This is a genomic window from Pseudomonas syringae CC1557, assembly GCF_000452705.1.
GTDB classification, from domain to species: domain Bacteria; phylum Pseudomonadota; class Gammaproteobacteria; order Pseudomonadales; family Pseudomonadaceae; genus Aquipseudomonas; species Aquipseudomonas syringae_F.
The window spans coordinates 4,742,501-4,754,978 of sequence record NZ_CP007014.1 but is presented as its reverse complement, the minus strand read 5'-3'; the positions used below and the strand labels follow the sequence as shown (position 1 = coordinate 4,754,978).

General features: G+C 58.0%; 13 protein-coding genes (1 of these 13 only partly in view). 9 read left to right on the top strand and 4 right to left on the bottom strand.

Annotated elements, in window-relative coordinates:
- Positions 1-10: 10 nt before the first annotated feature.
- Complete coding sequence (locus N018_RS21045) at positions 11-349, bottom strand: Rieske (2Fe-2S) protein (RefSeq protein WP_080274881.1); 339 nt, start codon at positions 347-349, stop codon at positions 11-13.
- A gap of 223 nt (positions 350-572) precedes the next feature.
- On the opposite strand from N018_RS21045, the gene deoC reads away from it, so the two are divergent.
- A complete protein-coding gene (gene deoC / locus N018_RS21040; protein WP_025390661.1) occupies positions 573-1,358 on the top strand; it encodes a deoxyribose-phosphate aldolase in 786 nt (261 codons plus the stop codon).
- 332 nt (positions 1,359-1,690) lie between these two features.
- Here deoC and N018_RS21035 read toward each other — a convergent pair whose 3' ends face one another.
- Positions 1,691-2,035, bottom strand: a complete 345-nt coding sequence (locus N018_RS21035) for a pentapeptide repeat-containing protein (RefSeq protein ID WP_025390660.1) — start codon at positions 2,033-2,035, stop codon at positions 1,691-1,693.
- Between the two features lie 95 nt (positions 2,036-2,130).
- Positions 2,131-3,669, bottom strand: coding sequence for a bifunctional aminoglycoside phosphotransferase/ATP-binding protein (locus tag N018_RS21030; protein ID WP_024646902.1), 1,539 nt, complete (start codon positions 3,667-3,669; stop codon positions 2,131-2,133).
- 130 nt (positions 3,670-3,799) lie between these two features.
- Here N018_RS21030 and mrcB point away from each other — a divergent pair, with 130 nt between their 5' ends.
- The 3 genes from mrcB to N018_RS21015 are packed head-to-tail and all read left to right on the top strand — an operon-like array spanning position 3,800 to position 7,214.
- On the top strand, positions 3,800-6,121 hold the full coding sequence (gene mrcB, locus N018_RS21025; RefSeq protein WP_024646901.1) for a penicillin-binding protein 1B: 2,322 nt from the start codon (positions 3,800-3,802) through the stop codon (positions 6,119-6,121).
- 17 nt (positions 6,122-6,138) lie between these two features.
- The gene (locus N018_RS21020; RefSeq protein WP_195757153.1) at positions 6,139-6,885 is read left to right on the top strand and encodes a tetratricopeptide repeat protein; all 747 of its coding nucleotides are present in this window, start codon (positions 6,139-6,141) and stop codon (positions 6,883-6,885) included.
- Entirely contained in the window at positions 6,885-7,214 is a 330-nt protein-coding gene (locus tag N018_RS21015; RefSeq protein ID WP_024646899.1) for a YqcC family protein, read from the top strand. Before N018_RS21020 ends, N018_RS21015 begins: the two co-directional genes overlap by 1 nt.
- A 3-nt stretch (positions 7,215-7,217) precedes the next feature.
- Here N018_RS21015 and N018_RS21010 read toward each other — a convergent pair whose 3' ends face one another.
- Positions 7,218-7,634 carry a DUF4124 domain-containing protein gene (locus N018_RS21010; RefSeq protein ID WP_025390659.1) on the bottom strand — a complete coding sequence of 139 codons (417 nt, stop codon included), beginning with the start codon at positions 7,632-7,634 and terminating at the stop codon, positions 7,218-7,220.
- A 398-nt stretch (positions 7,635-8,032) separates the two neighbouring features.
- Here N018_RS21010 and N018_RS21005 point away from each other — a divergent pair, with 398 nt between their 5' ends.
- The 5 genes from N018_RS21005 to msrP all read left to right on the top strand — a co-directional run.
- Positions 8,033-9,757, top strand: coding sequence for an acetolactate synthase 3 large subunit (locus tag N018_RS21005; protein ID WP_025390658.1), 1,725 nt, complete (start codon positions 8,033-8,035; stop codon positions 9,755-9,757).
- A 2-nt stretch (positions 9,758-9,759) separates the two neighbouring features.
- Complete coding sequence (ilvN, locus tag N018_RS21000; RefSeq protein WP_002552075.1) at positions 9,760-10,251, top strand: acetolactate synthase small subunit; 492 nt, start codon at positions 9,760-9,762, stop codon at positions 10,249-10,251.
- A gap of 47 nt (positions 10,252-10,298) precedes the next feature.
- A complete protein-coding gene (gene ilvC, locus N018_RS20995; RefSeq protein WP_024646896.1) occupies positions 10,299-11,315 on the top strand; it encodes a ketol-acid reductoisomerase in 1,017 nt (338 codons plus the stop codon).
- A 179-nt stretch (positions 11,316-11,494) separates the two neighbouring features.
- Positions 11,495-12,346 (top strand): CDP-diacylglycerol--serine O-phosphatidyltransferase, encoded by an 852-nt coding sequence (gene pssA / locus N018_RS20990; protein ID WP_024646895.1) that lies wholly within the window; start codon positions 11,495-11,497, stop codon positions 12,344-12,346.
- Positions 12,347-12,410: 64 nt separating this feature from the next.
- Positions 12,411-12,478: the 5' portion of a protein-methionine-sulfoxide reductase catalytic subunit MsrP gene (gene msrP / locus N018_RS20985; RefSeq protein WP_024646894.1), read on the top strand. It continues 946 nt past the right edge of the window; only the first 68 of its 1,014 coding nucleotides appear in the window; its start codon is at positions 12,411-12,413; its stop codon lies beyond the right edge, outside the window.

Sequence of the window (12,478 nt, the reverse complement as noted above, 5' to 3'; positions counted from 1 at the left end):
TAAAGGGTATTCAACAGCCGTCATCATCTTGCGGCAGCTCGACCCAGATACCCTGGTCATCCTCACGGCAGCCAATCGCTGTCAACGACTGACCTTCACACGGCCCGGCAACACATTCGCCGCTCTCGATCAGAAACAACGCACCATGCGTGGCGCACTGGATCAGGCTGGCGCTGCTGTCGAGGAATTGATCCGCCTGCCACTCCAGACTAATGCCGCGATGCGGACAGCGATTGCGATAGATGAACACGCTTCCCTGACGACGGATCGCCAGCAGTTTGTGCTCACCGACTTCAAACCCGCGACTTTGTGCTTCGGGCAACTGACTGGAGGTGCAAAGAAATCTCAAAGGGACTCCGGAGGGCGACTTTCAACCATTACTGAACTACGCTCCGCTCAGTTTGACAGCTTCCACAGGCCGCCGCTTTGAAGAGCGTCCCGCTTTATCCCAGCACAAGTGGCGTAGTACTTTTCCGATATTTATGTAGTTCATGTCCCGGAGTGTGTTGCCCGTCCCTGTTGGTCTATCAGGCCGTATATCGTCCTGCCATGTCTTTCAAAACGGGAACACCATGAAACCCATGACTGCAGATGACGAGTGGCAGGCGCGCCAGGCTATCAGGTTGATGGAGCTTTTCGCCCTCAACATCGACGACACCGAACAGCGCGTTGTCGGTATTTGCCAGCGGGCCTGGACGCCAGTCGGGCCTGTCGCGGCAGTTTGCGTTCAGCCGCGCTTCGTATGCCTGGCGCGCACCACGCTTGACCGGATGCTGGCGCGCGATATCAAGGTGGTAGCTGTGGTCAACTTCCCCCACGGCAGCAGCAATATCGAATCGGTGGTTTCCGAAGTGCGCGCTGCGTTGATAGCTGGCGCTGACGAGATTGACATTGTCTATCCCTTTCGGTCACTGCTGGGTGGGGACCGGCAGACCGGTATAGATCTGATATCGGCGTGCAGTTCGTTGTGCGGCGGGCAAGTGGCGCTCACGGTGACCCTTGAGACAGGTGATCTGCGGGACTCGCAAACCATCCACGCCGCCTGTTGCGACGCAATTGCCTCAGGGGCCAACTTCATCAAGAGCAGCACGGGCAAGGCCGCCACCCACGTCACTCCGCAAGCTGCACGCATCATGCTGGCGTCCATCGCTGATGTTGGCGGGCAGGTCGGATTCAAAGTCGCTGGAGGCATTCGCACGTACGACGAGGCACGCTTTTACCTGGCGTTGGCTCGCGGACGGTTTGGTACGCAGTGGGTCAATGCCGGACGCGTGCGTTTGGGCGGTTCCAGTCTGCTGGATGACCTGCTGGGGCGATTGGGGCTGCAGGAAGTAGCGGGTGAAAGCGGCGGTTTCTGACGTGGTTCCTGCTTCAGGCGGGCAAAAAAAGACCCGGCAAAAAGCCGGGTCAAAAACCGTGATTAGCCTGATGAGGAGATAATCTGAAAGTCCGAACCAAGGTCTTTCAGGCTACCGTTCAGTCTTGCGACTGAATGTGATAATCATAACGATTCTCATTTGTAAGTCAACAGATCTTTTTCCCCGGTTCTCTGCCGAGCAGTGGCAAGCGTTTCTGTGCAGGTAATCGACAGCGCTACGCAGGCGACAGCGTCATGATGGATCAAGAGGTGACCGGCAATACCTCACCGGTCCCACATGCAGGGCGCATGCAGGCTGGAGATACCGGGCATTCAACGAATGCGATAGCGCAGTCGCGTACCGAAATTGACGGACATCAGGATCTCGTCGGCGGAAAGCTCGGGCGGGAAAAAGACGCCAGAGATCTGTGCGTGAGCGATGCTTGCACCTTCCATCGGCGTGTTGCGCAGATCCAGGCCACGCAGGTCGGCGGATCGGAAGTAGGCATCGGTGAAGTCGATGCCTGCGGTGTCCAGCGAACGCAGGTCCAGACCACGGAAATCGCCGCCGACCATGTCGATGGTGCCGGTTCGTGGTTTTTCCTGATTGAAGCCTTCGATATTTTCCTTGCGCAGCAGCATGTAAAGCGGTGAGTCGATCTGTTTGGGCTGGCTCATGACGGCCTCTTGGTTGCGTTGAAATTATGACGCCACTATATTGCCATCGGCCTGAGGCCGTGAAGCATTAATTGCTCAACGGCCATGCGTCGGTGTTACAGGCTTGGCAGGCGCTGGCGCAGGGTGTCGACAAGGCTGTCCAGATCGCTGCTGACATTGGTCGCAACCTTCTTGCTGCGCAGGATTTCGTCTGCTTCGAGCGGTTCGCGACTGGCTTGCTGAGCTTCGATAACCTCCAGAGTTGCGTCGGACGGATCGTTGTTCTGTGCCTGACGTTGCGCGAGCCAGCCAGCGATGACCGCCTGTGGCGCCTCGCAATCGAGGATCAGGAACGGCACACCTGTGATTTCAGCTATTTTGGCCGCGGCGTCACGCTGCCCATGCTTGAGATAAGTGGCGTCGATGACAACCGAGAAACCTGCACGCAGGGTCTTTTCAGCCAGCTCGTGCAAGCGCGCATAGGTGGTAATGCTGGCCTGCTCGCCATACAGCTCTGTGCCCTGACTGGCAAACAGGCGTTTGCGTTCGATATCGGAGCGCAGGCGCACAGCGCCCAGTGACTCGACCAGCCGCATGGCTACGTGGCTCTTGCCTACCGCGGAGACACCGTGGGTGATGGCCAGGAATGGCGAGGGGATGGCACTGTAGCTTTCGGCCAGATTGGCGTAGTTGCGATACTGGCGCAGCGTTGCCGCACGCTGCAATCCATCGGCGTCGGGTGCCTGGCTGAATAGCGCAACCTTGGCACGAACCATGGCGCGGTAGGCCTTGTAGAAGTTCAGCAACTCAAGGCCTTCATAATCGCCGGTCACTTCCAGGTATTGGCTGACAAGACGCCGTGAAAGTGATTTCAGGCCCCGGTCTTCAAGGTCCATTGCCAGAAAGCCGATGTCTGCGTAGACATCCGTCTTGCGGAAGGGCTCGTTGAATTCGATGCAGTCAAAGAGCACGACCTTACCGTCGATCACGGTTGCGTTGCCCAGATGGATATCGCCATGGCACTCGCGGATAAAGCCGTCAGCCTTGCGCTGGGTCAGCAGTGGTTTGAGTCGTGCAAAGCTCGATTCAGCCCACGCCTGTAGGGCATCAAGCTGATCCAGGTCGGACTTTTCGCTGATTAACGGGCGAATCTGCTCGAAATTCTGTACCACCGGCGCCATGACGCTGTCAGGCGACCCCAACTCGCTTTCGCTGGTAACGCGTGGCGAGTCGAGATGGAAATCCGCGATCTGCTGTGCCAGCGCATCGATATGCGCGGTGGTCAGTTCGCCATTTGCCTGAAGCGTACTCAGCAAGCCGTCCTGAGAAAACTGGCGCATCTTGAGTGCATACTCGATAACTTCGCCGTCGCCGCCCCATTGTGGCGCTTCGGGCGAGCCGGTGATCGACAGCACTTCCAGGTACAGATCGTCGGTGGTGCGCTTGTTCAGGCGCAGCTCTTCACGGCAGAAATGCTCGCGCAGGGCGAGTGTTGTGAAGTCGAGAAAGCCGAAGTTCATCGGCTTTTTGATTTTGTAGGCGTAAGGGCCGGTCAGCAGAACCCACGAAATGTGCGTTTCGATGACCTGAAAATGCTCCACCGGATGAGGGAAGAGGGCAGGGTTCTGCAGGGCTGCAATCAAAGACTGGCTCACGGACGATCCTTCAGGAATGTATTCAAAATGTAAGTACCGGATGCAGCCATTATGGCCGCTTGGCACGAGGCTGCAAACCGCTGACTCAGGCGTCTGTCGATCCTTGGCAAAGTGCGTATAATCCGCGCCCATGACTCGATCCCGCACCTCTCGTTCCCCCAAAAAGCAACCTCCCCGCAGCCTGCACAAGTGGCTGGGCTGGGCGTTGAAGCTTGGTATCGTCGGCCTGGTTCTGCTGGGCGGCCTGGCGATTTATCTCGATGCCATTGTTCAGGAAAAATTCTCCGGCAAGCGCTGGACCATTCCGGCCAAGGTCTACGCTCGGCCGCTGGAGCTGTTCGTCGGGCAAAAACTCAGCCGCGATGACTTCCTCATCGAGCTGGACGCTCTGGGCTATCGCCGCGAAAGCGTGGCGAACGGGCCCGGCGCCGCAGCGGTGAACGGCAATACCGTCGATCTCAATACGCGCGGCTTTCAGTTCTACGAAGGCACTGACGCAGCGCAGCAGGTTCGCGTGCGCTTTTCTGGTGACTATGTAGCCGACCTGTCCTCGGGCAACGGCGCCAAGCTTGCAGTCGCACGGCTTGAGCCTCTGCTGATCGGCGGGCTGTATCCGAAAAATCTCGAAGACCGCATTCTGATCAAGCTCGATCAGGCACCGCCGTATCTGCTCGACGGGCTGGTGGCGGTCGAGGACCGGGATTTCTATCACCACTTTGGTGTGTCGCCCAAATCCATCGCCCGGGCTATCTGGGTCAACACCTCCCAAGGGCAGATGCGCCAGGGCGGCAGTACGCTGACTCAACAGTTGGTCAAGAACTTCTACCTGACCAACGAGCGCAGCCTGACCCGCAAACTGACCGAAGCCATGATGGCTGTCTTGCTGGAGATTCATTACAGCAAGCAGGAAATCCTCGAAGCGTATCTCAACGAGGTATTTGTCGGTCAGGACGGCCAGCGTGCTGTCCACGGTTTCGGCCTGGCCAGTCAGTATTTCTTCAGTCAGCCGCTGTCCGAGCTGAAAATCCATCAGGTGGCGATGCTGGTCGGTCTGGTCAAAGGGCCGTCTTTCTATAACCCGCGTCGCAATCCCGAGCGCGCACTGGAACGCCGTAATCTGGTGCTCGACTTATTTGAGCAGCAAGGTGTTGCCACGCCGGAAGTGGTCGCCGCTGCGAAAAAACTGCCACTGGGTGTGACCAAAACCGGCACGCTTGCCGACAGTTCTTTCCCGGCGTTTCTTGATCTGGTCAAACGTCAGTTACGTGAAGACTATCGTGATGAAGACTTGACCGAAGAGGGCCTGCGGATCTTCACCAGTTTCGATCCGATCCTGCAGATGAAATCCCAGGCCGCCATAGACGATACGTTCAAAAAGCTCGCCGGACGCAAGGGTGTTGATGAAGTAGAAGCGGGCATGGTCGTCACCAATCCGGAGACCGGTGAAGTGCAGGCGCTGATCGGTGGACGTGAAGCCGGGTTCTCGGGTTTCAACCGGGCGATCGACGCGGTGCGGCCGATTGGCTCGCTGGTCAAGCCGGCTATTTATCTGACGGCGCTGGAGCGCCCGAGCCAATACACGCTCACCAGTTGGATCGCCGACGAGCTGTTCCAGGTCAAGGGCGCCGACGGTCAGATCTGGAAGCCGCAGAATTACGATCGCAAGTCCCACGGCAATATCTTTCTGTATCAGGGGCTGGCGCATTCCTACAACCTGTCGACCGCCAAGCTGGGCCTTGATCTGGGTATTCCGAATGTGTTCAAAACGCTGGCCAAGCTGGGCGTTACCCGCGAATGGCCTGCTTATCCTTCGATGTTGCTGGGGGCAGGCGGCTTGAGTCCGATGGAGGTCGCCACCATGTACCAGACCATCGCCAGTGGCGGGTTCAATACGCCGATGCGCGGTATCCGCAGCGTGTTGACCGCTGAAGGTGAACCGCTCAAGCGCTATCCGTTCAAGATCGAGCAGCGCTTTGATCCAGGTGCGATTTATCTGGTACAGAATGCGATGCAGCGCGTTATGCGTGAAGGTACGGGCAAATCTGTTTACAACGTCTTGCCGAGCTCGTTGAACCTGGCGGGCAAGACCGGCACCAGTAACGATTCCCGCGACAGCTGGTTTGCCGGTTTCAGTCAGGATCTGCTGGCAGTGGTCTGGATGGGCCGCGACGATAACGGCAAGACACCGTTCACCGGTGCTACCGGGGCCTTGCAGGTCTGGACGAGCTTCATGCGCAAGGCTGATCCGCTGCCGCTGGACATGGCAATGCCGGACAACGTCGTGCTGGCGTGGGTGGATGCGCAGACCGGCCAGGGTTCGGACGCCAGCTGCCCGAATGCAGTGCAGATGCCGTATATTCGCGGCAGTGAGCCCCAGCCCGGCGCGACATGCGGCGGCGCTCCAGCACCTGCGACTGAGGTGATGGACTGGGTCAAGGGTTGGTTGAACTAGGCAATCGAGGTTTTGACGTGAATAAATGGTGGATTCCAGCTGTAACGGCTCTGGCTTTGCTGAATGGCTGCGCCAGCGTGGAGCGCGGCTCAATTCCGGTCGAGGATTCGAGTTCCAGAGTGTCCAACGGTGAGCGTGTGGCAGCTACAAACAAGGGCGCCTATCGGGCCAACACCGCGCCTGTTCAGCAACAGCCGCAAGCCGTGCCACAGGATTCGGGCGTCGTGGTGATGGTGCCTGGCGGGGGCGGCGCTGATGCGGGTCAGAGTTTCTCTGCTCCTGCCAGTCAGGCTCCGTTCAGCGTCAACACGCCGCCGGTCGATGCTGCTCCAGTCACGCAAGCACCGAGCAGCCCGGCTCCGGCTGCGAACAACAGCTACAGCATGCCGGCTGCATCTGCACCCAGCGGCATTCCTTCCAGCGGCGGTGGTCTGTCCGAGGACGAGCAACTGGATGGTCCGGTACTGGCCTTGCTGACCACGGCACAGCAACAGCAGAGCAGCGGTGATCTCAACGGCGCATCTTCCAGCCTTGAGCGCGCGCAGCGTGTTGCGCCGCGCGAGCCGCAGGTGCTTTATCGTCTGGCGCAGGTTCGTCTTGCTCAGGGCGATGCTGCCCAGGCCGAGCAACTGGCTCGTCGCGGTCTGACTTACGCCAATGGCCGTGCCAGCCTTCAGGCCAGCCTTTGGGGTTTGATTGCGCAGTCTCGTGAGAAGCAGGGTGATGCAGCGGGTGCTGCACTGGCTCGTCAGAAGGCTCGCTGATGGATCAGCGCCTGCCTGAAGTTGCCGAGCAGTTGCTGCTGATAGAGCGCGAGTTGCGTGCGCTGGGCTGGTGGGACGCCACGCCGCCCAGCGAGGCGGCGCTGTCCAGTCAGGAGCCGTTCAGTGTTGATACGCTGGAATTCGCTCAGTGGCTGCAATGGATCTTTCTGCCGCGCATGAAAGTCATCCTTGAACGCGACCTGCCGCTGCCCAATGCGTCCGGCATCGTGGAAATGGCCGAGATGGTCTATGCCGGTCGCTTGAGTGAAACCCGCCTGCTACTGCAGCATCTTGCGCGGTTCGATCATCTGATCGGCGAGGCGCGTTGATCGCTAGCGGCAGAAGTCACCGATCGCCCGTTCGGTTTCTTCGATACGCGTCTTGCGGTTCTCCTCCGTAAGACGCCTCGACTCTCCGCCCACCTGCTCGCGTACTCGTGGATTGTTCTGCAGTTGCGCGAGATTGGTGCGCAGGGTCTCGCAATTCTCGGAACGTTTGGCTTCCTGCATTTTCACCTGATTCTTGACTCTCTGGTCGATGGCGCGTTGCTGCGTGACTCCATCGTCCGCAGGCGTGGCCGGTGCAGCGACAGGCGGCGGCTGCTGCACGTTGATTTGCTGGGCCTGCTGGCCGGTCGGCGGTTGAGCGTCAAAGTGGGTCACGCCCTGGGCGTCGACCCATTTATAAACGGAAGCGGCCTGGCCAGCTGTTGCGATGGTCAGTGCTGTGGCGAGAATCATCCAGCGCATGTCGAGTCCTTGAGGTATCTGTGCCTCTGGAAAACTACCATAACAGTGCGTTTCCGTCCGAAACGGTGCGATTTCATGAGCTTGCTGCCAAGAAAGCGCACGGATGACTTGACTTGAGGGGGGGGAATCACAACAATCCAAAGTTCGCTGTAGAAGGACTGCCAGAAGCAGACCCTCTCGGTAGATCATGAGGCGCACACCCGCGCCGACCTGTAACACCCGCAACGCGTTACCTCGCGCTGGGTGGGAATGTTCCGCAACACTCAGGGACATCCCAATACTTGCTCAGTCAGTGCTGACGTAGTCGGCGACCACCGTCGCTCATGCTCTGCTGGCAGTAAACCTATAAAGACCCGTCCGTTAATGGGCGGTATTCTGGCGTTTTAGAGGTGAACAACGTGGAGCTTTTATCTGGCGCTGAAATGATCGTCCGCTTTTTGCGTGACGAAGGCGTTGAGCACATCTACGGGTACCCGGGTGGTGCCCTCCTGCATGTCTACGATGCCCTGTTCAAAGAACCGGCGGTAAGCCACATCCTTGTTCGTCACGAGCAGGCTGCCACGCACATGGCCGACGGCTATGCACGTGCGACCGGCAAGGCGGGCGTGGTGCTGGTGACGTCGGGTCCCGGTGCGACCAATGCCATTACCGGCATCGCCACCGCGTACATGGACTCCATTCCGATGGTGGTTCTGTCCGGTCAGGTAGCGAGCACGCTGGTGGGCACCGATGCGTTCCAGGAGACCGACATGATCGGTATCTCCCGGCCTATCGTGAAGCACAGCTTCATGATCAAGCACCCGTCGGAAATCCCGGAAATCCTGAAAAAAGCGTTCTATCTGGCGCAGTCCGGTCGTCCTGGTCCTGTGGTAGTCGATATTCCGAAAGACATGACCAATCCGGCCGAGAAATTCGAATACGTCTTCCCGAAAAAAGCCAAGCTGCGCTCTTACAGCCCTGCGGTCCGTGGTCATTCCGGCCAGATCCGCAAGGCTGTGGAAATGCTCCTGGTCGCCAAGCGTCCGATTATCTATGCCGGTGGCGGCGTGATCATGGGCAACGCTTCGGCGCAACTGACCGAACTGGCTCAACTGCTGAATGCTCCGGTCACCAATACCCTGATGGGGCTGGGGTGCTATCCGGGCACTGATCGTCAGTTCGTCGGCATGCTCGGGATGCATGGCAGCTACACCGCCAACCTCGCGATGCACCACACCGATGTGATTCTGGCCGTCGGCGCGCGTTTCGACGACCGGGTCATCAATGGCGCGAGCAAGTTCTGCCCGAATGCCAAGATTATCCACATCGATATCGACCCGGCTTCGATCTCCAAGACCATCAAGGCCGACGTGCCGATCGTTGGTCCAGTCGAAAGCGTGCTGACCGAAATGGTTGCCACCCTGAAAGAGATCGGCGAAACGCCTGACCAGGCATCGGTCGATGCCTGGTGGAAGCAGATCGACGAGTGGCGCGGGACAGGCGATCTGTTCCCGTACAACCGTGGCGATGGCTCGGTCATCAAGCCGCAGACCGTGATCGAAACACTGTGCGAAGTTACCAAGGGCGACGCTTATGTCACCTCTGACGTAGGCCAGCATCAGATGTTTGCGGCGCAGTACTACCGTTTCAACAAGCCGAACCGCTGGATCAACTCGGGCGGTCTGGGCACCATGGGCTTCGGCTTCCCTGCTGCGATGGGCGTCAAGCTTAGCTTCCCGGACGAGCATGTGGCCTGTGTGACCGGTGAAGGCAGTATCCAGATGAACATTCAGGAGCTGTCGACCTGCCTGCAATATGGTCTGCCGGTAAAGATCATCCTGCTCAATAACGGCGTTTTGGGCATGGTTCGTCAGTGGCAGGACATGAGCTACGGCGCGCGTCACTCGCATTCCTATATGGAGTCGTTGCCTGACTTCGTCAAACTGGTCGAAGCCTACGGCCACGTCGGCATGCGCATCACCGATTTGAAAGATCTGAAGCCCAGGATGGAAGAAGCCTTTGCCATGACTGACCGGCTGGTGTTCCTCGACATTCAGGTCGATGTGGCCGAGCACGTCTACCCGATGCAGATCAAAGACGGCTCCATGCGCGATATGTGGTTGAGCAAGACGGAGCGGACATAATCATGCGCCATATCATTTCCCTACTGCTGGAAAACGAACCGGGTGCGCTGTCGCGTGTGGTCGGTCTGTTCTCGCAGCGTAACTACAACATCGAAAGCCTGACGGTTGCGCCAACCGAAGACCCGACCCTGTCGCGTCTGACGCTGACCACCGTGGGTCACGATGAGGTGATCGAGCAGATCACCAAGAACCTCAACAAGCTCATTGAAGTGGTCAAGCTGGTCGACCTGTCGGAGAGCGCTCACATCGAGCGTGAACTGATGCTGGTCAAGGTCAAGGCTACCGGCGCGCAGCGTGCAGAGATCAAGCGCACCACGGATATTTTTCGCGGGCAGATCGTCGACGTGACGGCCAGCGTCTATACCGTGCAACTGAGCGGTACGAGCGACAAACTGGACAGCTTCATTCAGGCCATCGGTACAGCCGCCATCCTGGAAACAGTACGCAGCGGCGTGACGGGTATTGCCCGTGGCGACAAAGTGCTGAGCATTTAAATCAATTAAGCAAATGGCCTGAACGGCCAGGACAACAGGGGATTTCCATGAAAGTTTTCTACGACAAAGACTGTGACCTTTCGATCATCCAGGGCAAGAAAGTCGCCATCATCGGTTACGGTTCACAAGGCCACGCTCAAGCGTGCAACCTGAAAGACTCCGGCGTTGATGTCACTGTCGGTCTGCGCAAAGGTTCGGCCACTGTCGCCAAGGCTGAGGCTCATGGCCTGAAAGTTACTGACGTTGCTTCTGCCGTTGCTGCTGCCGATCTGGTCATGATCCTGACCCCGGACGAGTTCCAGTCCCAGCTTTACAAGAACGAAGTCGAGCCGAACCTGAAAAAGGGCGCAACGCTGGCGTTCTCTCACGGTTTCGCGATTCACTACAATCAGGTTGTGCCACGCGCTGACCTCGACGTGATCATGATCGCGCCGAAGGCTCCAGGCCACACGGTGCGTACCGAATTCGTCAAAGGCGGCGGTATTCCTGACCTGATCGCGGTTTATCAGGATGCTTCGGGCAACGCCAAGAACGTTGCTCTGTCCTACGCGTCGGGCGTTGGCGGCGGCCGTACCGGTATCATCGAAACTACCTTCAAGGACGAGACTGAAACCGACCTGTTCGGCGAGCAGGCTGTTCTGTGTGGCGGTACTGTCGAACTGGTCAAAGCCGGTTTCGAAACACTGGTTGAAGCAGGCTACGCGCCAGAAATGGCTTACTTCGAATGCTTGCACGAATTGAAGCTGATCGTTGACCTCATGTACGAAGGCGGTATCGCCAACATGAACTACTCGATCTCCAACAACGCCGAGTACGGCGAGTACGTGACCGGCCCTGAAGTCATCAACGCCGAATCCCGTCAGGCTATGCGCAACGCTCTGAAGCGCATCCAGGACGGCGAATACGCGAAGATGTTCATCACTGAAGGCGCTACCGGCTACCCTTCGATGACCGCCAAGCGTCGTAACAACGCTGCGCATGGCATTGAAATCATCGGTGAGAAACTGCGCTCGATGATGCCTTGGATCGCGGCAAACAAAATCGTCGACAAAGAAAAGAACTAAGCTGGTCCGGTTTACCGCCGGCTACCTCTGGTTCACAGCTTGTCTATAAAAAAGACGCGACCAATCGGTCGCGTTTTTTTGTTATGGATCAAGCTCTGGTATAAAGCTGCAACGTTTGCCGGCGAACCCTCGCCGCAGACCTGTGTCGAACCTTTTCATACCGCTGTAAGGTAATCTCCATGAGCGAACGTCCTGAAGAGCCCATTAAGGCCTCTGACGCTGAAAGTCTGCTACCCATCGATGAGCATGTTGAAGAAGGGCATGACGCCGAAGGCCGTCAGGTCCGGCATCGCGGCATCTATCTGCTGCCCAACCTGTTCACCACGGCGAATCTGTTCGCCGGTTTCTACTCGATCATCAGTTCCATGAGCGCGCAAAGCGCCATGAGTGCGGGGGATTATGCGGCTGCGAGCAAGTATTTCGCATTCGCCGCAATCGCTATCTTTGTCGCCATGGTCCTTGATGGGCTGGATGGCCGCGTTGCGCGCATGACTAACACCCAGAGCGCATTTGGCGCCGAATACGATTCTCTGTCCGACATGGTCGCTTTCGGTGTTGCCCCGGCGTTGCTGGCATTTGGCTGGGCGTTGGGTGACATGGGTAAGGTCGGCTGGATGGTCGCCTTCATCTACGTAGCGGGTGCTGCTTTGCGGCTTGCGCGCTTCAATACCCAGGTCGGCAAGGCGGACAAGCGCTACTTCATTGGTCTGGCCAGTCCGGCGGCGGCGGGTGTCGTGGCGGGAACGGTCTGGGCGTTCAGCGATTTCGGCATTCAGGGTTCCAAGCTGTCCTTTCTCGTGGCGCTGCTGGTTGCAGCGGCCGGGATGCTGATGGTCAGTAACATCAAGTACAACAGCTTCAAGGAGCTGGACTTGAAGGGCCGTGTACCTTTCGTTGCGATTCTGGCGGTGGTACTGGTGTTTGCCGTGGTGTTCAGTGATCCGCCGCGCATTCTGCTGCTGATATTCCTCGCCTACGCGCTATCGGGACCGATTCAGTTTTTGCTGCGTCGCCATAAAGCATCGCAATGATCTAATTTCCACCATACTCCGTAGTCTATTGGTGCATCAGTTCCCCCTAGGCTGCGGAGTCATCATGCTAATCAAGCTTCCTTCTGCGTCTGACTCCAAAGAGTCTGACGTCACGCCTGAATCCATCTACCT